Origin of the sequence: Bradyrhizobium sp. PMVTL-01 (assembly GCF_051861855.1) — a bacterium.
Classification (GTDB): Bacteria; Pseudomonadota; Alphaproteobacteria; order Rhizobiales; family Xanthobacteraceae; genus Bradyrhizobium.
On the sequence record NZ_CP193982.1, the window covers coordinates 4,565,759 to 4,585,430 of the forward strand.

Sequence of the window (19,672 nt, forward strand, 5' to 3'; positions counted from 1 at the left end):
GGCCATTGGGTGAATGGTGATGGCCGATCGTGAGCGCGGCGCCTCGAGCTCCATTGATCCAAGTCAACGATCGCGCGTTATGAGGAACCGCGTTCCGCAGCCGTTGTTCTTTGCAACGCAGCACGCCCGGTCAGGCGGTGCGTTGCATCGTCCCGGCATGATCCTCGCCGAGGACGCTGTCGAGCGAGCGCAGCCACTGGCTGCTGTCGGTCCTTTCCGCCAATCCCTCGGCGCGCAGCAGATCGCGCAGCTGCGCGTGCGCGCCGACAATGCAGAAGCCGATCCGGCGCGCGGCAAGCTCATCGCTCAGATCGCGCAGCATCCGCGCGCCGGCGAGATCGATATAGGGCGATGCCGAAAGGTCGCAGGCGACCAGTCTGATGCCGGGGGAGCCCCGCAGCGCGACCAGCGCAGCATCGCGGATCGTCTCGGCGTTGATGTAGAGCAGCGAGGCTTCGGGCCGGAACGCGATGACGCCGACCAGCGGCTCGACGTCGTCATGCCTGGCGCTATCGGAATAGCGGCCGCTGCCCGGCAGCCGGCCGAGAAACGCCACGTTCGGCTGCGAGGCCCGCGCCAGGAGCAGGAAGATCGAGGCAATCGATGCCAAGAGGACGCCCTGCAGAATGCCGAGCAGCAGCACCGCGACCAGCGCGATGGACGCGGCAAGGAAGTCGATCCGGCTGACCTGCCACATCCGCTTGAGCGCGCCGATATCCACGAGCTTGTAGACCGCGGCAAAGACGACGGCTGCGAGCACCGCCTTGGGCAAATTGGTCAATAGTCCTGTAAAGAACAGCAGACAGAGCCCGAGGGTCACCGAGCAGATCACCAGCGCCAGCGGCGTTCGCGCGCCGGCGCTGTCATTGACGGCGGATTGCGACAGGCCGCCGGCGACCGGATAGCCGTGGCCGAAGGCCGCAGCCAGGTTCGCGGCGCCCAGCCCCAGAAATTCCTGGCGCACGTCGAGCGCATAGCCGTGCTTGGCGGCAAAGCTGCGCGCGGCCGAGACACCTTCGATATAGGCCAGCAGCACGCAGCCGGCGGCGAGCGGAAACAGGTCGTCGAACTCCAGAAGGCCGAAGGTCGGCAGCTCCACCGCCGGCAGCCCCTCCGGTATCTTCCCGGTAACTGGCACACCCATCGCCGCAAAGCCGAAGATCGTCGCGACCAGGATCGCCAGCGCCACGATGGTGATGCCGACCGGCTTGCCCGGCAGCCGCCGTTCTCCGAGCAGCAGGAGCAGCAGCGCGACCGCCCCGATCGTCAACACCAGCGGATGGATCTGGCCGAACTGCCCGATCAGCTTGATGGCCCGGTCGAAGAAATTATGACCGCCTCCGGCGACGCCGAGCAGGCTCGGCAACTGGCTCATGATGATGGTGAGCCCTGCCCCGGCCTTGAAGCCGACCAAGATGCTGTCGCTGACGAGGCGGACCAGCACGCTGAGCATGAACAGCCAGGCGATGAAGCACAGCACCGCCACTGCAAACGCCGCGAGGCTCGCGATCTGCGCATAGCGCGCCGCGTCGCCGCCCGCGAGCGCGCCGACGGTGCCGGCGATCATCAGCGAGATCGCCGAGGTCGGGCCGATCGCAAGCTGCCGGGACGAGCCGAGCAAGGCGTAGCCGAGGCCGCCGAGCATATAGCCGTAGACGCCGACCTGCGGCGGCAGGCCGGCGAGCGCCGCATAGGCCAGCGAGACCGGGATCGCGTAAGCGGCGAGCGTGATGCCCGCGACGGCGTCGGAGGGGAGCCATTCGCTCCGGTAGGCAGCAAGCCAGCCGGCCGGCGGAAAGAACCGCAACCAGTTCGCGTCAGGCGGCGCGTTCATCTCATCACCTCACGTGGTGTCGCTTCGCAGCGCAACAGGACAATCAGCAGCGCAACCACGGGAATGCCGAGCGCAAGATCGGGAAAGGCCTTGGTGGCGAAGGCCCCGGCGGCCGCGCCGCAGCCGAACACCGCGCACAGTGCGAAGAAGATGGCCGACTTGCGCAGGGTGCCGAGCGGCGCCCCTCCGTAGACGACCGCAAAAATGGTTTCGACGGACTGACGCATGTTGCCGGTGATCATCACCGTGCTGCACACGGAGCCTTCGACCTTCACGAACATCGCCGCCTGGATCGCCGCAACCATGGAAATGCCGAGCGTTCCGGCAAGGTCTGGCAGCCGGTTGTGCAGGATGCCGATCGTGATCAAGAACACGATCTCGACGAGGATACTGAGTGCGCCGGCGCGTTCGCCGGCAGCACGGCGCAGCCAGGCGGCGATCACGATGCCGGCGGTGAAGGCCAGGATCGGCGGTACGAAGTGCAGGGCCTTCATCCAATCGCCGGCCATCGCGTAGACCCAGAGGAAGATCACATTGGCGGTCTGGGCATTGGCCATCACGCCATGGATGATCCAGGTATAGGCGTCGATATAGCCGCCGGCGAAAGCAAGCAGCAGCACGATTTCGACCGTCTCATCGCGGCGGATCGCGCCGGCTGCGACGTCCAGAGTACTCATGTCGGCAATAGCCGCTGTCGCGAACTCTTCATCGCGGCATTGGCGGCGGCCTGCCCCCGGCAAGGCTTGATCTGGATCAAGCAACGATCCCGCGCGCCTAATCAAATCCGCCGCAATATGCCGGGGGAAATGCGACCATGGATACCGTCAGGTGGATCATCACCACCGCACCGGAAATCTTCCTGTTGCTGGCGATGGCGCTCGGCACACTGCTCGGCCGCATCAAGATCCGTGGCTTCTCGATCGGGACCACAGCCTGCATCCTGATCGTCGCGGTGCTGATCGGACAACTCGGGCAGTTCACGTTCCCGCCGATCCTGCGGGCGATCCTGTTCAGCCTGTTCGTTTTCACCATCGGCTATCGCTCGGGGCCGGAATTCTTCGCGTCCTTGAGCTTTCGAACCCTGACGCAGGTTGCGCTGGCGCTGGTGATCGGAGCCACCGGGCTCGTCCTGGTGCTCGTCTTCGCCTCTGCATTCAAGCTTGATGCGGGCACCGCGGCGGGGCTGACTGCCGGCGCGCTGACCCAGTCCTCCGTGATCGGAACGGCGTCGGGTGCGCTGGCGCAGCTTGGGCTTCCGAACGACGTGCTGAAGCAGCAGGAGGCCAATATCGCGGCCGGCTATGCCGTGACCTACGTGCTCGGCTACATCCTCACGCTCCTCTTCGTGCCGTTCGCGGCGCCGCGGCTGATGCGTATCGATCTCAAGGCGGAGGCAAAGAAGCTCGAAGCCGAGCTTGCCGGCGGCGCGCCGCCCAAGACAGAAAACCTGTCCTATCGCAAATTCCAGGCCCGTGCCTATCGCGTGTCCGCCGGCGCAGGCCGCACCGTCGCGGCGATCGAGGCCGAGATCGGCAGCCGTACGGTGGTGGAACGGATCGTGCGCGGTGGAGCCGACATCAAGCCGCTGCACGACCTCATGCTCGAGGCTGGCGACGACATCGTCATTGCTGGTCCCACCGCCGCGATCGTCGCGGCCAAGCCGATCCTCGGGGCCGAGATCGATGCGGGAGAACTGCTGCGCAACCTGCCCGGCAACGTGATCGAGGTGCTGGTCGAGAACCGCGAGCTGCACGGCCGCTCGCTCCGAGACATCGTCGAGCGGCTGGGTGACAATGCGCGCGGCGTATTCCTGCGGGCGCTCACCCGCATGGGCCGCGAGGTGCCGCTCGGTCCCGATACACGGGTCTATATCGGCGACGTCATGACGCTGGTCGGCAGCACCGGCAATATCGCGCGGGCAACGGCGCGGGTCGGACATGCCCTCAATACGAGCGATCGGACCGACATCGCCTTCCTTGCGGTCGGCATCGCTGCCGGTCTTCTGGCCGGTCTCGCCAGCTTCAAGGTCGGCACTGTCGCGCTGACGCTCGGCGGCGGTGGCGGCGCGCTGATCGCAGGGCTCGTGTGCGGCTGGCTGCGGACGCGCAGGCCCGGCATCGGTGCGATGCCGCCGGCCGCACAGCAGACGCTGAGCGATCTCGGGCTCGGCGGCTTCATCGCGGCCGTCGGCCTCGGCAACGGGCTTGCCGCCTGGTCGGCAATCCAGACGCAGGGTCTCCTGCTGGTCGGCATGGGCATCGTCGTCACGCTGGTTCCAATGACGGTCGGAACGCTCGTTGCCTATCATTTGCTGCGCATGAACCCGGTCGTGACCTGCGGTGCGCTCGCCGGCGCGATGACGGTCGATGCCGCCGTCACCGGTGCCTGCGACGTGGCCCAGAGCCAGACCCCGGTGCTCGGCGTCGCCGTCCCCTATGCGGTCGGCAATGTCGTCCTCACCGTGCTCGGCCCGATCGTGGTGGCCGCCACGTTCACGGGTTGAGGAGGCCGTGATGTGCTTTGATCTCCCCGCAATCCGTCGCCTCCTTGCAACCGTCCTGCTCCTTCTCGCCGGCGCCGTGGCGCCGGCGCGCGCCGGGGCCGAAATCCGCATCCAGGAGGAGATCTGGGCGCTGCCCCTGCCACTGCCGATGTTCGCCTATCTGGTGCGGCCCGCCGGCGACGGCCCCTTCCCGCTGGTGATCATGAACCACGGCGTCTCGCTCAATCCCACGGACCGGAGCTTCTTTCCGCTGGTGGAATTCCGCGACGCCGCGAAATGGTTTGCCAGGCGCGGCTATCTCGTGGTCGCGCCGGTCGGCAGCGGGTATGGCGCAGCCGCCATCGATATTCCCGAGCGTGCGCTCTATGGGCCGTTCTTCTCCAAGGTCGGCAAGTGCACCAATCCGAACTTCCATGATGCCGGCCTTGCGGTCGCGCAGGTCGATCTCTGGATCATCGAGTATCTGGCGGCCGAGAAGCGCATCGTTCCAAAGGACGTGATCGTGGTCGGACAGTCCGCCGGCGGCTGGGCATCCATCGCCCTGTCGAGCGTTAATCCCGCACAGGTGAAGGCCATCATCACCTTCGCCGCCGGCCGCGGCGGCCGGGTCGGCGGCAAGCCCAACAACAACTGCGCGCCCGACAGGCTGGTCGAGGCCACAGCGGACTTCGGCCGCACCTCGCGGGTGCCGATGCTGTGGATCTACATCGAGAACGACACGTTCTTCGGGCCCGACCTGTCGAAGCGGATGCATCAAGCCTTCACCGCGGCCGGCGGCCGCGCCGAATATCATCTGATGCCGCCGTTCGGCAACGAGGGGCACTTCTTCATCGGCTCGCCCGATGCGATCCCGCTCTGGTCGCCGCTGGTTACGAAGTTTCTCGAGGCACAGAAATAGATCTGCCCTGGAGGCGCAACCATGTTCACCATCCGTGATCATATCTGTGGCGTCCTGGCTGGCGCCGTCGTCGGGCTTGCGACCTATCCTGCTATCGCTTCGCCGCAAGCCGCAGGGGCCGATAAGCCTCCCGAGGTGGCCACGCGCGGTCAGCGCGAAGCAAAGGACATCAGCTACGGTGATTGGCAAAAGTTCTGCTTCAAGGCCGGCGGCGCGCCGATGCTGTGCCGGACGACCATCACCGGGACATTCCCGACCGGCCAGGTGGCTGTGCGCGTCGACCTGATCGAACGCGAGGGCACCCCCACGGCCCGGCTGCAGCTCTTTGTGCCGGTCGGCATGTACCTGCAGCGGCCGCCCAAGCTGTCCGTCGACCCCGGCAGCAGCTTCAGCGTGCCCTACAACTGGTGCCTGACCAATATCTGCATCGCGGCTGACGTCGTCCCATCCGGGATCGTCGAGGAAATGGAGTCGGCAAAGACAATGGCGCTCGAGGTCGTCGATTCGAACCTGCTGGCGCTGACGACATCGGTGCCGTTGGCACAGTTCGGCACGGTCCACAAAGGTGCGCCCACGAAGATGCTGGAGCAGTATGTCGACGAATGATCGGTCTTCCCGCGCTAAGCCGCCGCCGCACGCGTGACTGATTCGATCAATGCCTGCGCCGTGAACGGCTTTGTCAGATAGGCGAAGCAACCAGACGCAACCGCGGCACTACGGTTCACCGGGCTGTCATTGCCGGTAATGTAGATCACCGGCGCCGTGACGCCCTCCTCCGCCAGCTTGCGGCGCAGCTCGAGGCCGGACTTGCCGTGGAGATCGATGTCGAGGACAATGCAGATCGCCTCGTCGAACCCGCCGTGATCAAGCAGGGCCGCCGCCGAATCGAACAGCGTCACGGCGTATCCGTGTGCGCGCAGCAGCCGGTTCATGCTGACTCGCATGGAGGTATCGTCGTCGACGATGAAGACTGATTCGCGCATCGGCAAGAAGCGACATTCGGAGCCGGCACGATGGTGATGCGTGAGCTGCAATCAATCCGCGTGCCGCAACCGCATGGCAGCACTACGTTGATGCGCTTCATATTGTCCTTTGGGGCAGTGACATGGGAGGAACTGGATTCGACGCGACGGAATGGCTAACCGCCATTCGAATCCAGCATTCCAAGCCGCTCCGCGATCGAAACGAGCTCGGCGAGCGAATGAACCTGCATCTTCTCCATCACCTGATGGCGATGCGCTTTCACGGTCCGCTCGGTCGTCCCGAGCTCGTACGCGATCTGCTTGTTGATCTTGCCGCGGACGATGAGATCGAACACCTGCCGTTCGCGCTGGGTCAGCGTCGCAAGGTGGACCCGAAATGCTTCGAGCTTGCCGCGTTGGCTGCGCGCGGCATCTTGCCTCGCCAGTGCACGCGCGATCGCATCGAGCAGCAGCTCCGATGAAACCGGTTTGGTCAGGAAGTCTTCCGCTCCCGCCTTGATGGCCAGCACGGTCGTCGGCGTGTCGGCGTGACCCGTGAGGAATATGATCGGCAACGTCGAACCCGCGGCGATCAGGCGATTTTGCAGTTCCGGGCCGCTCAAGCCCGGTATGCGCACGTCGAGCAGGATGCATCCCGGCTGCTCGTCGTCCGGCGCCGCGTCCAGGAGATCCTGCGCCGATGCGTAGGTTTTGACGTCATAGCCGGCAAGCTTCAGCCGGCGCTCGATCGCCGTCCGGAACGATGCATCGTCATCGACCACGTGGACAAGGCCGGGCACCATTTACCTCGCATAAAATTCATTAAAGCAATCTTTTAACCGAGACCCTGTGGTTGCCAACGGTTCAAAAACCGAAACATTTGCTTCGCAACAGAATACTTTTCAGCCTCCATGGAGGTCTTTCTCAATCCGCGCAGCGAACGCCTCCCGCTGTCCCTTGGGACATTGACCCTTGGGACAATGGATTGGAATACCTCGTTAGTCGTAAATCAACCTCGGCGGGAGTGCGATTGCGCGGCGAATTTCCGCTGCGAGAGGTTTTTGTCTCAAAGTCCAATTCGACGGCAAGCTGAGGAGCTGGCCCATGTTCGTTCGCATCACCACTGATTCCGCGCTTCGCCCCAATTCCCTTCGCGACCTCGGCATGACAAGCGATTCAAATGCGCTCGTCAGTTTAATCGAGTTTTCCTACAAGAAGGGCACCGAGATCTATGGCGAGAAGGAACCTGCCGAATACGTCTACCAGGTCAAGTCTGGCGCGGTGCGGAGCTACAAGCTGCTGTCGGACGGCCGCAGGCAGATCGGCGCATTTCACCTGACCAGCGACATTTTCGGGTTGGAGAACGGAAACGAGCACCGCTTCACCACGGAGGCGATCGTCGACACCACGGTGCGCCTCGTGAGGCGGGAGAGCCTCGAGATGGTGGCCGAGAGCGATGCGGTGGTCGCGAAGAACCTGCTCAGCATGACCACGAACAATCTTCAGCATGCGGAAGATCACATGCTGCTGCTCGGCCGCAAGACCTCGCTGGAGCGGGTCGCCGCTTTCCTGCTGGAAATGGACAAGAGGCTGACCGCTGCGGGCGTCCTGGCGCTGCCAATGTCGCGGCGCGATATCGCCGACTATCTCGGCCTGACGCTGGAAACCGTCTCGCGCGCCCTCTCCCGGCTGCACGAGCTCGGCATCCTCGGCTTCGTCGGCAACACCCAGCGCCAGATCGTGCTGCTGGACCGAAACCAGCTCGCGAGCCTCGATCTTCAACCCTGAGCGACAGGCTCATTGTCCCTTCCTGCCCGGGAGGCGCGTGATCGCTTCGAGATGCTCGATCGTCTTGCGCAGGACCTCGAACAGGATGGCCGCCGACCAGCCGAACAGCAGGACGCCGTTCATCGCCGTCAACGGCCCCATCAGCCGCCATTCGGGCACTGGCGTGATGTCGCCATAGCCGAGCGTGGTGTAGTTCACGAAGGCGAAATACAGCAGGTCGCTTCCCGCCGGCGCCACCTGGACGAGCCAATACACGCAGACCCAGGCCAGCACCTCCAGGGTGTGCGCGACGTTCAGCGCTGCGGCCGTTGCGACCATCACCCCCATCAGATGGAGCCGCGGACCCTCGGTGTGTCGCAGGCCGGCGGTTCGGGCGATCGACACGGCGACGACCGTCGCGAGTGCGTGGATCCCGATATTGATCGCGCTGACCAGCGCGCCGACCAGGACTTGAAGCAACATCAGGGCTTGCCCATGCGATCATGAACTCATCTTCGGACGGCGGTGGAAATCCCGGACTGCTCCTGCTCCCCTAGCGCTGCGGAACGATCGATCTGGATCCAGGCCGCTGCGAGCTCCCAGGCGACCGCCAGGATGATCGGGCCGATGAAGAGACCGATGATGCCGTGCGCCAATGTGCCGCCGATGACCCCGATCAGGATGACGAGCGTCGGGGTGCTCAGGCCGCGCCCCATGACCAACGGTTTGAGGATATTGTCGAGCAGGCCGACGACGACAAGGAAGATCGTCAGAGGCACCGCCGTCGCGACGTCCTTGTCCATCCAGATCCAGATCACCGCGGGCACGAGAACGATCGCGGCACCGATCTGCACGATCGAGAGCAGCAGAACGACGATGGCAAGCAAGCCTGCGCTCGGGATGCCCGCAAGCTTGAGGCCGATGCCGGCCAGCAGCGCCTGGATGATTGCGACGCCGATCACGCCTTGCGACACCGCCCGGATCGTCGCCCCCGCCAGTTCGAGAAAATGCTCGCTCTGCTCCGGCACGATGCGGAACAGGAAACCACGGACCGCGCCAACGAGCTGCGGTCCATAAGGAAACAGGAAGCCGGCGACGAGTACCGAGACCAGGAACTGCAGCGTGCCGACGCCGGCACTGCCGGCGAACGACAGCATCACCCCCGCCACCGGTTTCAGATACGGCGCGACATCGCGCAGAACGGCGCGGATGTTGGTATAAGCCAGCGTCCAGAGATCGAACAGCTGCTGGCCGATCAGCGGCCAGTCCTTGAGCCATTCCGGCGCGGCCTGGAGCACGAGATCGCCCTCGCCGATCTGGGTCGCGAGGTCCTTGATGCCTTCGACCGCGCTGAGCCCGAGCCATGCCGCCGGACCGATGACGATGCCAAGCATCATCAGCGTGAGGATGGCCGCTGCCGTTCGAGGCCGGCCGCCGAGGCGTTTGGCCAGCCAGCTGAAGGCTGGATAGAAGGCGACCGCGAGCACCGCGCTCCAGGTCAGGATCGGCACGAACGGGCGGATGATCAGAAACGTCCATGCGATCAGGAGCCCCAGCAATCCAAGACGGATCACGAGCTGGACAATCTGCTCCGCGGAGAGAAGCTTGCGAAGTGTGGTCAAGACGACGCCGTCCTTCCGGGAATGCGGATACCCGATGGACGTAGCCGCCTCCCCCGCCCGGCATTCTTGATCCAAATCAAGCGGCCGCGGACACGCGTCCCTCGTCCCCGGTCCGGGGCAGGCCGGGCGAGCGGTAAACGGACTTTATAAGCCTCTGCAATAGTTACGGTAATTGCGATGCCGCGCGGATGGCGAAATACACAAGGGCAAAGCTGATCCGCACTCGCCGGCGGGAACGGATTGCCTCATCTCCGGATTGACCGGGATGGATAGAGTCTTTCTTGCGACGATGGTTTCGGCCGTGCTGCTGCTGATCGTGGCCGCGGACCTCTTGGTCAACGGCGTCGGCCTGCAGCCGCCGCCGGCGCAACTTGCCAACGTGGTGCCGGTGCATGTGCGCCTGGTCAGATAGGCGCGCCGCCTCGCCTTGTGGCGAAATGACTAATTTGGGGGTTCCCTCGGAACCTTTCGGCCCCATCCGGACTTCTGCTCACCGCGTCAGCCACAACGGCAAGCGCGATCCGGACAGGCTCAGCTCCGCTGTGGTAGGGGAGCTGAGCCACCGCCGCGCAAACGCGTCCAGCGTTTGTCCCGTAAACTAGCCCCCGCTCCGATAGACCTGGATATCGAGATCCCGGATCTTCTTCCGCAGCGTGTTGCGGTTGAGGCCGAGCAGGTCGGCTGCGCGGATCTGGTTGCCGCGGGTGGCGGCGAGCGCGGCCGTGAGCAGCGGCACCTCGATCTCCTTGAGGATGCGGTGATAGAGGCCTGGCGGCGGCATGCCGTTCGGAAAGCCCTGGAAGTGCGAGGACAGATAGGCCTCCACCGCGCCGCCGAGATTGTCGACACCCTGCTGGACCGCGGCGCCCGGGCTGACCGAGGGCGGCGCCAGCTCGCCGTCGATAACGGAGGCCGTGATCACGTCCTGCGGATAGAGCGCGGCAAGGCGCCGGGCGAGGTTCTCGAGCTCGCGGACGTTGCCGGGCCAGCGGTGCTGCTTCAGCCGCTCCAGCGCCAGCGTGTCGAGCTTCTTCGGCGGCAGACCGTCCTTCTCGGCCAGCGAGAAGAAGTGACGCACGAGATCGGGCAGGTCCTCGATACGCTCGCGCAAGGGGGGCAGGCGCAGCGGCACCACGTTGAGGCGGAAGAACAGATCTTCGCGGAACAGGCCCTGCTGGATCAGGACGCGCAGATCCTTGTTGGAGGCGGCGACGATCCGCACGTCGGTCTTGATCGGGGTGCGGCCGCCGACGGTGGTGTATTCGCCCTGCTGCAGGACGCGCAGCAGGCGGGTCTGCGCCTCCATCGGCATGTCGCCGATCTCGTCGAGGAACAGCGTGCCGCCCTCGGCCTGCTCGAACCGGCCCGAGGCGCGGGTGTTGGCCCCGGTGAAGGCACCGCGCTCATGGCCGAACAATTCTGATTCGATGAGGTCGCGCGGGATCGCCGCCATGTTGACGGCGACGAACGGGCCGTTGCGCCGCTTGCCGTAATCGTGCAGCGCGCGCGCCACCAGCTCCTTGCCGGTGCCGGACTCGCCCGTGATCATCACGGTGAGATCGGTCTGCATCAGGCGCGCCAGCACGCGGTAGATTTCCTGCATCGCCGGCGAGCGGCCGACCAGCGGGATCGCCTCCATCTCGGCGTCCTCGTCCGGCGTCGAGACCCGTTCCTTGGGCTCGGCCAGCGCGCGGCCGACGATGGCGATCAGCTCCTTCAGGTCAAAGGGCTTTGGCAGATATTCATACGCCCCGCGCTCGGAGGCGCGGATCGCCGTCATGAAGGTGTTCTGCGCGCTCATGACGATGACGGGCAGATTCGGCCGCATCTTCTTGATCCGCGGCAACAGGTCGAAGGCGTTCTCGTCCGGCATCACCACGTCGGTGATGACGAGATCGCCCTCCCCCTGGCTGACCCAGCGCCACAGCGTTGCAGCGTTGCCGGTGAGCCTGACCTCATAGCCGGCGCGGGAAAGTGCCTGATTGAGAACCGTGCGGATGGCGGTGTCGTCATCAGCGACGAGAATGCTACCTGCGGGCATCGTTAATCCTCATGTTGCCCCCTGTGACGCAGACGACGACTTCCCGGCAGAGCCGTCGCGACTGCTTTGATCGGCATGTTTCGCCGATGTGGAATACATCGGCATCAGCACGCGGAAGGTGGTCTTGCGCGGCTGAGATTCGCATTCGATGATGCCCCCGTGATCGCCGACGATTTTTGCGACCAGCGCCAGACCCAGACCTGAACCGGTCTGCTTGGTGGTCACGAAGGGATCGAACAGGTTGGGCAGAAGATCGTCGGGCACGCCCGGTCCGTTGTCCCTCACGCAGAATTCGAGCGGCAGGGATACCCGGGATTTTTGACCGGGGACTGACAGGCGCACGCCGGGGCGGAACGCGGTGGTGAGCTGGATCTCGGCGTCGGGCACGTCGATCAGCGCTTCGGCGGCATTCTTCACGAGATTGAGGAACACCTGGATCAGCTGATCCTGGTTCGCCAGAACCGGCGGCAGCGAGGGATCGTAATCCTCGATGAAACGGATGTTGCGGGCAAAGCCGGACTGCGCCAGCCGCTTCACGTGGTCGAGCACCGAATGGATGTTGACGGGGCCGCGCACCACGGGACGTTCGTCGCCGAACACCTCCATACGGTCGACCAGCGTCACGATCCGGTCGGCCTCGTCGCAGATCAGCCGCGTCAGCATGCGGTCTTCGGACGAGGCCTGCTGCTCCAAAAGCTGCGCCGCACCGCGGATGCCCGAAAGCGGATTCTTGATCTCGTGCGCGAGCATCGCTGCTAGCGCTATCACCGAGCGCGCTGCGCTGCGATGGGTAAGCTGCCGATCCATCTTGTCGGCAATGGTGCGCTCCTGCAGCATCACCACGATATGACCGGGCCGCTCGGTGAGCGGGGCCACGTGCAGATCGACCTGACGGTCGCCGCCCATGCGCGGCGTGCCCAGATCGACCTTGTATTCATTGACCGGCGAGTTCGAGGAGCGCACCTGGTCGATCAGCGCCAGCAAGGGGCTGCCGAACGGCACTAGCTCTTTCAGCGACTGCCGCTTCAAAAACTGCGTCGAGATCTCGAAAAAGGCTTCGGTTGCGATGTTGGCGGCGACGATCTTGCCGTCGGGCCCGATCATCAGCACGGGATTGGGAAGCGCATCCAGGATCGCATCGCTGTCGGACAGAAGCGACCGACGATGTTCAGCGGCTGAGCTCATGCAGCAGCGCTCCATGCGAAGTCGTCGAAGGCATCTTGTAGTGAACTGTGAACGAGGCGCGGATCCTCGGAGGTGAGGATCTTCTGGCGCCAGGATTTCAGCTTCTCGGCCGGCGCGCGGCTCGCATCTGCCGCGACGTCGAGTGCCCAGCCCAGATGCTTGCGCGCATGCCTGAGGCCGACGCGCAGGCCATAGAGCGCGCAGACGCCCTCATAGAGCGTGCGGACATAATGCAGCTGCGTCTGCAGTGACGGCATGGCTTCCACTGCCCCGCCCTTGAGGCGCCGGCCGATCTGGCCGGGCAGCCAGGGCTGGCCTTGCGCGCCGCGGCCGATCATCACGGCATCGGCGCCGGAGGCCTCGAGCGCGGCGAGCGCTTTCTCATATGAGGTGACGTCGCCATTGACGATGAGCGGGATAGAGATCGCCTCGCGCACGGCGCGGATCGCGTCCCAATCGGACTCGCCCTTGTAGAACTGGCAGCGGGTGCGGCCGTGAACGGTGACGAGCTTGATGCCGGCGGCTGCGGCGCGCCGCGCGAGTTCCGGCGCATTGCGGCTGCGGTCGTCCCAGCCGAGCCGCATCTTGAGCGTCACCGGAACCTTCACCGCCGCGATCGTCGCATCGATCAGGCTGACGGCGTGGTCGAGATCGCGCATCAAGGCGGAGCCGGACTGGCCGCCTGTGACATGGCGGGCCGGACAGCCCATGTTGATGTCGATGATGTCGGCGCCTTCGGCTTCCGCGATGCGGGCGCCCTCGGCCATCCAGTGCGCCTCGCAGCCGGCGAGCTGGACCACATGCGGGCCAATTCCGGTCGCTTCGCAACGCAACCGCGACATCCGATGGCCGTTGGCAAGCTCATCGCTCGCGGTCATCTCGGAGACGACTAGACCGGCCCCGAGCTCGGCCACGAGCCGCCGAACGGGCGAGTCAGTCACCCCCGACATCGGCGCCAGGAAGACCGGGGTGGCGACTTCAATATCGCCTATTTTCAACGGCTTAGAGCCGGATACTGCCGGGCCGGTCACAGGGGTCTCGTCAACTCAGCAGCGCCTCATCGCGCTGGCCATGACTATCTTGCGCACAATTCTTGTGCAGTCAAGCGTCATGCCTACAGTTTAGACAGTTCTGCAGAGTCTTTCAAGTGCAGTGCAGCAAAATGCTGTTTCCCACAATCCGGGGAAACCCCCTTTTTTTGCGGGCCTGCCGTGCTAGAGGCATGCCGGCAAATCACCCCCTGCTCTTTCATTAGCAACTGAGTATCTGAGTCCTATGGCGAAATCACAACGCACCGCTGTCGTGCTCGTGGCGGCCGGACGCGGCCTGCGGGCCGGCGCCGGCGGTCCGAAGCAATATCGCGAGATCGGCGGCGTGCCCGTGATCCATCGCGCCATGGAAGCCTTCAGCCGCCATCCTGATGTGTTCGCAGTGCAGCCGGTCGTGAATCCCGACGATAGCGCCATGTTCACGGCAGCGGTCGCGGGATTGAAACACGAGGCGCCGGCCAAGGGCGGCGCCTCCCGTCAGGCTTCGGTGCTCGCCGGCCTCGAGGCGCTCGCCAAGCACGAGCCGGACATCGTCCTGATCCACGACGCCGCGCGGCCCTTCGTCTCTGAAGGCGTGATCTCGCGCGCGATCGAGGCAGCGCACCGCACCGGCGCTGCGATCCCCGTTGTTCCCGTCACCGACACCATCAAGGTCACCGGCGCGAGCGGCAATGTCGAGGACACGCCGGACCGGTCGCGCCTCAGAATCGCGCAGACGCCGCAATCCTTTCGTTTCGACGTCATCCTCGAGGCGCATCGTCGCGCAGCGAAGGACGGGCGTTCCGATTTCACCGACGATGCCGCGATTGCCGAATGGGCGGGATTGACGGTTGCAACCTTTGAAGGCGATGTTGCCAATATGAAGCTCACCACCCCCGAGGATTTCGTGCGCGAGGAAGCGCGCCTGGCTGCCCAGCTCGGCGACATCAGGACCGGCACCGGCTACGACGTGCATGCGTTCGGCGAAGGCGACCACGTCATGATCTGCGGCCTGCGCGTGCCGCACACGAAAGGTTTCCTGGCGCATTCCGACGGCGATGTCGGCCTGCATGCGCTGGTCGATGCCATCCTGGGCGCGCTCGCTGACGGCGACATCGGCTCGCACTTCCCGCCGAGCGACGCCAAGTGGAAGGGCGCCTCCTCCGACCAGTTCCTGAAATACGCAATGGAGCGCGTCGCCCAGCGCGGCGGCCGCGTCGCCAATCTCGAGGTGACGCTGATCTGCGAGCGTCCGAAGATCGGTCCCTTGCGCGACACCATGCGCGCGCGCATCGCCGAGATCTCCGGGGTCGACATCTCCCGCGTTGCGGTGAAGGCGACGACCAGCGAGCGGCTCGGCTTCACCGGCCGTGAGGAAGGCATCGCGGCCACCGCGAGCGCCACCATCCGCCTGCCCTGGAGCCTGTAAGGCCATGGGCGGCAGCGACGCACGCGCCCTCTCCCGCTCGCTGCTGGATTTGTGCCGGATGCGCAAGCTGACGATCGCGACGGCGGAGTCCTGCACCGGCGGCCTCGTCGCCGGCGCACTGACCGACATCCCCGGCTCGTCCGATGTGATCGACCGCGGCTTCGTCACCTATTCCAACGAGGCCAAGCGCGCGATGCTGGGCGTCGAAGCCAGCACGCTGACGAATTTCGGCGCGGTGAGCAAGGAGACCGCAACCGCCATGGCGATCGGCGCGCTGGAGCGTGCGGATGTCGATCTCGCTGTCGCCATCACCGGCATTGCCGGACCCGGCGGCGCCACGCCCGGCAAGCCGGTTGGTCTCGTGCACCTCGCCGCCGCCGCGCGCGACGGCCGCATCATTCACCGCGAGCACCGTTTTGGCGCGATCGGCCGCAGCGCGGTGCGCGCCCGCTCGGTGGTCGAGGCGCTGCGCATGCTGATGGATCTCGCCCGCGGCCCGCAAGTTCAGGCCAAGCCGCAGCGCACCGCCGCCAGCCGCCTGCGCCCGCGCGTCACCCGCTCGCCGCGCCGGCATGCGGTCAAGCGCCGGCCGCCGCGCTCGCCGCGGGGCTGACGCCCCGTCACCCCGGGTGAGTGACTTGTCCGCCGTAACTCAACGAGCGAAGGAGGAAGCCGGGACATCCCAAGCCCCTGCATATCGCTACTGTCATTGCGCCGTTCGCTCGGTCCGACAGATCACGGGAAGCTTTTGCTCGATCGCCTTCGCGAGCACCGTTCCCATGGTCCGTCCGAGCTCTTTCGCGATCGTCGTCATCGGCTTGGTGCCTGCGAGCTTTCTGAGCCGGTTGACGTCGTCCTCGCTCCACGATCTCTTCCAGCGCGCCATGTCTCCAGTCCCGGTCCACGAGCCTCTGCATCCGACTCAGATTTTAGTTGAATTTCACAGGAAATACATCCGTTGCAGGTGCGCCGCTCCCGGCAAGGGGTGTTCTGTCGCGGCCCCTTCGTTTTGGCACAAATTGCACTTGCCACGGGTGGTCGCCGGAACTCTGAGTCCTTGATTGTGGGGCGGCTTGCAGGTGCCCTTCCGGCGCTACAAGCCCTTGTGCTGTCCGTCGGGCAAAACACTCAGCCGACGGGTCAATCTCGCGCGCATTAATATTCCCCTTTACCGAATTTCGGCTTTCGCGTATTCATCCGTCCACTCATCCCGATCACATCGCGATCGTCACGAACACGGGGTGAGCGGCGGTGGACGCTAGTCACATCGCCCCGAGAAGGCTTCGCAGGGCGGGCAACCGTGAGCGGGCACCATCGCGCACACGACCGGTGTGGTTTGCGTACGGCAAACCGTGTCGTCCTGGCGCCGGGGTCTGTGCGCCAAATCTTGCAGTGATGAGGCCGGCCCGACCGGGTACGCGCATCAGCCATCTGCGAGGCGACGGGGGGCAATAGTGCAACGCTCCCCGGGGAGAGCACGGCATAAGCCGTCAAACCCCTGCGCAGGGAAGGCCGTGTGTTTGGCTTCACCTGTATGCCGCTGTGCAGCCTCTTGTAGCGCAACCTTCGCGCAGTGGACCGTGGGTGCCCGGCCGGCGCCCGGCCTTCCCTGCGCCCTCGACCAGAGAGCGCGATACGACGAAGCAAAGCTCGGACAAAACGCGTCGCGAGATTAAAGCGTCATGTCTGTTTTCCAAAAGTCACCTTCTCCGCGATCGGCGGCTTCATCCTGCTGACCTCGGGCATCCTGTTCCTGGTCATCCTCGCCCGAGGCATGCGCGCGCCTGGGGTCGAGGCCGGCCCCTATCGCTTTGCACTGGCCGTAAACCAGCCCGCGACCGTGCGGTTGCGCTCAACACCCACGCGCTCTGGGTGGCGCTGATGATCGCGCTGACCCTCACCAATTACGGCTACCCGATCCTGACGCTGGCGATGACCGAGGGCACGTCGGTGCCGGCCGTCTATGTGGGGGCGCAGTGATGAGTGCGCGCGACCTCTTCACCTTCAGCAATCCGCATTTCACGCGGGGCGTCGGCATTACCGCTGCGATTCTGATCGTGACGGCGATTGCCGGCTTCATCGTGCCGCCCTTCGCCCAGCCCTGGGTCCAGTTCGCCAATGTCTGGGACGCGATCTGCAGCGCCGCCGGCGTGCCGCAGCGCGCGACGAACGTCACAGCGCCTGAACAGGCGAAGCGCCTGTCGGAGGTCGTACTCACGTCGAACACGCTGTCGCGCCCGAGCCAGGAGGCGATCGGCCGTGGTGCGACGCTGGCGCAGCGCTGCGCGATCTGTCACGGCCCGACGGGGATCAGCCGGGCCGACTCGCCGAACCTCGCCGGACAATATGCGGCGGTGATCTACAAGGAGCTGCACGATTTCCGCTCAGGCGCGCGCACCAATGCCGTGATGTCGCCGTTCACCGTCAATCTGACCGATCAGGAGATCGCCGATCTCTCGCTCTACTACGCCTACCTGCCGCGGCTGCCGGCGTACCATCCGACGCCGCAACTGCCGAAGCCCAGCATCGTCATCTACGGCGCGCCGATGCGCGGCATCGCGCCCTGTGGCTCCTGTCACGGCAGTCTCGACAACAAGACCGGCAGCCCGTGGCTGGAAGGCCAGTCTGAAGCCTATATGAAGGCCCAGCTCCAGGCCTTCGCTTCCGGCGAGCGCCGCAACGACATCAGCCAGCAGATGCGCAACATCGCACGCGCGATGACACCGCAGGAGATCGAGCAGGCCGCGGCCTATTACGCCTCGCAGCCCCCGGATGTGGTGAAGGCGGTGGATTGAGGGTTGGGCGCGCCTGCCTCCCCATCGTCATTGCGAGCGCAGAGAAGCAATCCAGACGGTCTCGGCGGAGGTATTCTGGATTGCTGCGTCGCAAGAGCTCCTCGCAATGACGGCGGAGGGAGCGCCCCTGATCGTAAGGCCTACGTCGGCGCCAGCTTCGGCCGGCCATAGATCGCATCCGCCCGCTTCTCGAACGCCGTCGCGAACCGCGCGAAGGCGGCGTCGAACATCGAGCCCATCAGCATCGCCAGCATGCGGCTCTTGAATTCGTAAGACAGGAAGAAACCGACGTCGCAGACGCCCTCACCTTGGGGCTCGAACGTCCAGCGGTTTTCGAGATTGCTGAAGGGACCTTGCAGATATTCGACCAGGATCTTCAGATTGGCGCGGTCGAGCGTCACGCGGCTGGTGAAGGACTCCTTGACCAGCTTGAACGACACCGTCATGTCGGCGACCAGCACCTCGGTGCCGTCGGGCTTCGCCATGCGCTGGCGCACCTTGAGCGCGCTGCACAGCGGCACGAATTCCGGGTAGCGCTCGACGTCGGCGACCAGATCGAACATCTCGGATGCGCTGTGATTGACACGGCGCTTGCTCGAAAAACGGGGCATATCGATTCAGCCGGCGCTAGCTGCCCGCGCGGCTTTCAGTCTCGCAAAATCCTCGCCGGCATGATGCGAGGAACGGGTGAGCGGGCTCGCCGACACCATCAGGAAGCCCTTGGTGTAGGCGACCTTTTCATAGGACGAGAACTCGTCCGGCGGCACGTAGCGCATCACCGCATGATGCTTTCGGGTCGGCTGCAGATATTGCCCGATGGTCAGAAAGTCGACGTCGGCCGAGCGCAGATCGTCCATCACCTGCTGCACCTCGTGGCGCTCCTCGCCGAGCCCGACCATGATGCCGGACTTGGTGAAGATGGTGGGATCGAGCTCCTTGGCCCGCTGCAGCAGGCGGATCGAGTGGAAATAGCGCGCGCCCGGCCGCACCGTCAGGTAGCGCGACGGCACCGTCTCGAGATTGTGGTTGAAGACGTCGGGTCTTGCGGCGACGACGACCTCGAGCGCGCCTTCCTTGCGCAGGAAGTCCGGCGTCAGGATCTCGATCGTGGTCGAGGGGCACGCGGCGCGGATGGCGCGGATGGTCTGGGCGAAATGCTCGGCGCCGCCGTCGGTGAGGTCGTCGCGGTCGACCGAGGTGATGACGACGTGGGCGAGACCCAGCTTGGCCACGGCCTCGGCGACGTTCTGCGGCTCGGCCGCATCCAGCGCATTCGGCAGGCCGGTCTTGACGTTGCAGAAGGTGCAGGCCCGGGTGCAGGTGTCACCCATGATCATGAAGGTCGCGTGCTTCTTGTCCCAGCACTCGCCGATATTCGGGCAGCCTGCCTCCTCGCACACCGTGTGCAGCCCGTTGGCGCGCACGATGGTGCGGGTGTCGGCATAGCCGCGGGTATTGGGCGCGCGCACGCGGATCCAGTCCGGCTTCGGCGGGGAAGCGGAATCGGGGCGATTCACCTTTTCGGGGTGGCGCGGGCGCAGCGGGTTCGAGATGGTGTCGACAATAACGACCATAGGGTATCCGGCCTGTTCAGGTCCTACCTAGTCG

Annotated in this window: 20 protein-coding genes and 1 pseudogene; 9 read left to right on the plus strand and 12 right to left on the minus strand. The window is 65.1% G+C overall.

Annotated elements, in window-relative coordinates; all coding sequences use genetic code 11:
• Window positions 1-130: 130 nt before the first annotated feature.
• Window positions 131-1,834 carry a SulP family inorganic anion transporter gene (locus ACRQ5Q_RS21995; RefSeq protein WP_439392290.1) on the minus strand — a complete coding sequence of 568 codons (1,704 nt, stop codon included), beginning with the start codon at window positions 1,832-1,834 and terminating at the stop codon, window positions 131-133.
• On the minus strand, window positions 1,831-2,511 hold the full coding sequence (locus ACRQ5Q_RS22000; protein ID WP_439367993.1) for a YoaK family protein: 681 nt from the start codon (window positions 2,509-2,511) through the stop codon (window positions 1,831-1,833). The genes ACRQ5Q_RS21995 and ACRQ5Q_RS22000 overlap by 4 nt, the downstream gene beginning before the upstream one ends.
• Before the next feature lie 137 nt (window positions 2,512-2,648).
• On the opposite strand from ACRQ5Q_RS22000, the gene ACRQ5Q_RS22005 reads away from it, so the two are divergent.
• The 3 genes from ACRQ5Q_RS22005 to ACRQ5Q_RS22015 are packed head-to-tail and all read left to right on the plus strand — an operon-like array spanning window position 2,649 to window position 5,841.
• Entirely contained in the window at window positions 2,649-4,337 is a 1,689-nt protein-coding gene (locus ACRQ5Q_RS22005; protein ID WP_439392291.1) for an aspartate:alanine exchanger family transporter, read from the plus strand.
• A gap of 10 nt (window positions 4,338-4,347) precedes the next feature.
• A complete protein-coding gene (locus tag ACRQ5Q_RS22010; RefSeq protein ID WP_439392292.1) occupies window positions 4,348-5,235 on the plus strand; it encodes an alpha/beta hydrolase family protein in 888 nt (295 codons plus the stop codon).
• 21 nt (window positions 5,236-5,256) lie between these two features.
• Window positions 5,257-5,841, plus strand: coding sequence for an invasion associated locus B family protein (locus tag ACRQ5Q_RS22015; protein WP_439392293.1), 585 nt, complete (start codon window positions 5,257-5,259; stop codon window positions 5,839-5,841).
• 14 nt (window positions 5,842-5,855) lie between these two features.
• On the opposite strand, the gene ACRQ5Q_RS22020 is transcribed toward ACRQ5Q_RS22015, so the two are convergent.
• Both ACRQ5Q_RS22020 and ACRQ5Q_RS22025 read right to left on the minus strand, forming a co-directional pair.
• A complete protein-coding gene (locus tag ACRQ5Q_RS22020; protein WP_439367988.1) occupies window positions 5,856-6,269 on the minus strand; it encodes a response regulator transcription factor in 414 nt (137 codons plus the stop codon).
• A 104-nt stretch (window positions 6,270-6,373) separates the two neighbouring features.
• The gene (locus ACRQ5Q_RS22025; protein WP_439399853.1) at window positions 6,374-6,997 is read right to left on the minus strand and encodes a response regulator transcription factor; all 624 of its coding nucleotides are present in this window, start codon (window positions 6,995-6,997) and stop codon (window positions 6,374-6,376) included.
• A 304-nt stretch (window positions 6,998-7,301) separates the two neighbouring features.
• On the opposite strand from ACRQ5Q_RS22025, the gene ACRQ5Q_RS22030 reads away from it, so the two are divergent.
• Window positions 7,302-7,985 carry a helix-turn-helix domain-containing protein gene (locus ACRQ5Q_RS22030; protein WP_439367986.1) on the plus strand — a complete coding sequence of 228 codons (684 nt, stop codon included), beginning with the start codon at window positions 7,302-7,304 and terminating at the stop codon, window positions 7,983-7,985.
• 9 nt (window positions 7,986-7,994) lie between these two features.
• Here the strand turns inward: ACRQ5Q_RS22030 and ACRQ5Q_RS22035 are convergent, their stop codons facing one another.
• Both ACRQ5Q_RS22035 and ACRQ5Q_RS22040 read right to left on the minus strand, forming a co-directional pair.
• A complete protein-coding gene (locus ACRQ5Q_RS22035) occupies window positions 7,995-8,447 on the minus strand; it encodes a potassium channel family protein (RefSeq protein ID WP_439392294.1) in 453 nt (150 codons plus the stop codon).
• Window positions 8,448-8,473: 26 nt separating this feature from the next.
• Entirely contained in the window at window positions 8,474-9,586 is a 1,113-nt protein-coding gene (locus tag ACRQ5Q_RS22040) for an AI-2E family transporter (protein WP_439367983.1), read from the minus strand.
• 265 nt (window positions 9,587-9,851) lie between these two features.
• Here ACRQ5Q_RS22040 and ACRQ5Q_RS22045 point away from each other — a divergent pair, with 265 nt between their 5' ends.
• Window positions 9,852-9,998, plus strand: a complete 147-nt coding sequence (locus tag ACRQ5Q_RS22045; RefSeq protein ID WP_439367982.1) for a hypothetical protein — start codon at window positions 9,852-9,854, stop codon at window positions 9,996-9,998.
• A 186-nt stretch (window positions 9,999-10,184) separates the two neighbouring features.
• On the opposite strand, the gene ntrC is transcribed toward ACRQ5Q_RS22045, so the two are convergent.
• From ntrC to dusB, 3 genes are read right to left on the minus strand one after another with little or no spacing between them, the layout of a single operon-like run.
• Complete coding sequence (gene ntrC / locus ACRQ5Q_RS22050; protein ID WP_018641898.1) at window positions 10,185-11,627, minus strand: nitrogen regulation protein NR(I); 1,443 nt, start codon at window positions 11,625-11,627, stop codon at window positions 10,185-10,187.
• A gap of 9 nt (window positions 11,628-11,636) precedes the next feature.
• Window positions 11,637-12,812 (minus strand): two-component system sensor histidine kinase NtrB, encoded by a 1,176-nt coding sequence (locus tag ACRQ5Q_RS22055; protein WP_439367981.1) that lies wholly within the window; start codon window positions 12,810-12,812, stop codon window positions 11,637-11,639.
• Window positions 12,809-13,810 carry a tRNA dihydrouridine synthase DusB gene (dusB, locus tag ACRQ5Q_RS22060; protein ID WP_439399854.1) on the minus strand — a complete coding sequence of 334 codons (1,002 nt, stop codon included), beginning with the start codon at window positions 13,808-13,810 and terminating at the stop codon, window positions 12,809-12,811. The genes ACRQ5Q_RS22055 and dusB overlap by 4 nt, the downstream gene beginning before the upstream one ends.
• A gap of 277 nt (window positions 13,811-14,087) precedes the next feature.
• Here dusB and ACRQ5Q_RS22065 point away from each other — a divergent pair, with 277 nt between their 5' ends.
• Together ACRQ5Q_RS22065 and ACRQ5Q_RS22070 are read left to right on the plus strand one after the other, a co-directional pair.
• Window positions 14,088-15,269 (plus strand): bifunctional 2-C-methyl-D-erythritol 4-phosphate cytidylyltransferase/2-C-methyl-D-erythritol 2,4-cyclodiphosphate synthase, encoded by a 1,182-nt coding sequence (locus tag ACRQ5Q_RS22065; RefSeq protein WP_439392295.1) that lies wholly within the window; start codon window positions 14,088-14,090, stop codon window positions 15,267-15,269.
• Window positions 15,270-15,273: 4 nt separating this feature from the next.
• Window positions 15,274-15,882: a CinA family protein gene (locus ACRQ5Q_RS22070; RefSeq protein WP_439367979.1), complete on the plus strand. Its 609-nt coding sequence runs from the start codon at window positions 15,274-15,276 to the stop codon at window positions 15,880-15,882.
• A 93-nt stretch (window positions 15,883-15,975) separates the two neighbouring features.
• Here ACRQ5Q_RS22070 and ACRQ5Q_RS22075 read toward each other — a convergent pair whose 3' ends face one another.
• Window positions 15,976-16,155, minus strand: coding sequence for a hypothetical protein (locus tag ACRQ5Q_RS22075; RefSeq protein WP_439392296.1), 180 nt, complete (start codon window positions 16,153-16,155; stop codon window positions 15,976-15,978).
• An 813-nt stretch (window positions 16,156-16,968) separates the two neighbouring features.
• On the opposite strand from ACRQ5Q_RS22075, the pseudogene ACRQ5Q_RS22080 reads away from it, so the two are divergent.
• Both ACRQ5Q_RS22080 and ACRQ5Q_RS22085 read left to right on the plus strand, forming a co-directional pair.
• A pseudogene (locus tag ACRQ5Q_RS22080) lies at window positions 16,969-17,249 on the plus strand (cytochrome C oxidase subunit I); the annotation flags it as partial.
• Complete coding sequence (locus ACRQ5Q_RS22085; RefSeq protein WP_439392297.1) at window positions 17,249-18,064, plus strand: c-type cytochrome; 816 nt, start codon at window positions 17,249-17,251, stop codon at window positions 18,062-18,064. The pseudogene ACRQ5Q_RS22080 and the gene ACRQ5Q_RS22085, both read left to right, overlap by 1 nt.
• A 140-nt stretch (window positions 18,065-18,204) precedes the next feature.
• Here ACRQ5Q_RS22085 and ACRQ5Q_RS22090 read toward each other — a convergent pair whose 3' ends face one another.
• The gene (locus ACRQ5Q_RS22090; protein ID WP_439367973.1) at window positions 18,205-18,675 is read right to left on the minus strand and encodes a type II toxin-antitoxin system RatA family toxin; all 471 of its coding nucleotides are present in this window, start codon (window positions 18,673-18,675) and stop codon (window positions 18,205-18,207) included.
• Between the two features lie 6 nt (window positions 18,676-18,681).
• Window positions 18,682-19,638, minus strand: coding sequence for a lipoyl synthase (gene lipA, locus ACRQ5Q_RS22095; RefSeq protein WP_439392298.1), 957 nt, complete (start codon window positions 19,636-19,638; stop codon window positions 18,682-18,684).
• Window positions 19,639-19,672: the final 34 nt, after the last annotated feature.

Excerpts from the sequence above, each read along its gene's own strand:
- ACRQ5Q_RS22065 (WP_439392295.1), top strand. The coding sequence starts at position 14,088 with ATGGCGAAATCACAACGCACCGCTGTCGTGCTCGTGGCGGCCGGACGC.
- ACRQ5Q_RS21995 (WP_439392290.1), bottom strand. The coding sequence starts at position 1,834 with ATGAACGCGCCGCCTGACGCGAACTGGTTGCGGTTCTTTCCGCCGGCC.
- ACRQ5Q_RS22075 (WP_439392296.1), bottom strand. The coding sequence starts at position 16,155 with ATGGCGCGCTGGAAGAGATCGTGGAGCGAGGACGACGTCAACCGGCTC.
- ACRQ5Q_RS22085 (WP_439392297.1), top strand. The coding sequence starts at position 17,249 with ATGAGTGCGCGCGACCTCTTCACCTTCAGCAATCCGCATTTCACGCGG.
- ACRQ5Q_RS22090 (WP_439367973.1), bottom strand. The coding sequence starts at position 18,675 with ATGCCCCGTTTTTCGAGCAAGCGCCGTGTCAATCACAGCGCATCCGAG.
- lipA (WP_439392298.1), bottom strand. The coding sequence starts at position 19,638 with ATGGTCGTTATTGTCGACACCATCTCGAACCCGCTGCGCCCGCGCCAC.
- ACRQ5Q_RS22010 (WP_439392292.1), top strand. The coding sequence starts at position 4,348 with ATGTGCTTTGATCTCCCCGCAATCCGTCGCCTCCTTGCAACCGTCCTG.
- ACRQ5Q_RS22030 (WP_439367986.1), top strand. The coding sequence starts at position 7,302 with ATGTTCGTTCGCATCACCACTGATTCCGCGCTTCGCCCCAATTCCCTT.
- ACRQ5Q_RS22045 (WP_439367982.1), top strand. The coding sequence starts at position 9,852 with ATGGATAGAGTCTTTCTTGCGACGATGGTTTCGGCCGTGCTGCTGCTG.
- ACRQ5Q_RS22070 (WP_439367979.1), top strand. The coding sequence starts at position 15,274 with ATGGGCGGCAGCGACGCACGCGCCCTCTCCCGCTCGCTGCTGGATTTG.
- ACRQ5Q_RS22015 (WP_439392293.1), top strand. The coding sequence starts at position 5,257 with ATGTTCACCATCCGTGATCATATCTGTGGCGTCCTGGCTGGCGCCGTC.
- ntrC (WP_018641898.1), bottom strand. The coding sequence starts at position 11,627 with ATGCCCGCAGGTAGCATTCTCGTCGCTGATGACGACACCGCCATCCGC.
- ACRQ5Q_RS22000 (WP_439367993.1), bottom strand. The coding sequence starts at position 2,511 with ATGAGTACTCTGGACGTCGCAGCCGGCGCGATCCGCCGCGATGAGACG.
- ACRQ5Q_RS22035 (WP_439392294.1), bottom strand. The coding sequence starts at position 8,447 with ATGTTGCTTCAAGTCCTGGTCGGCGCGCTGGTCAGCGCGATCAATATC.
- ACRQ5Q_RS22005 (WP_439392291.1), top strand. The coding sequence starts at position 2,649 with ATGGATACCGTCAGGTGGATCATCACCACCGCACCGGAAATCTTCCTG.
- ACRQ5Q_RS22055 (WP_439367981.1), bottom strand. The coding sequence starts at position 12,812 with ATGAGCTCAGCCGCTGAACATCGTCGGTCGCTTCTGTCCGACAGCGAT.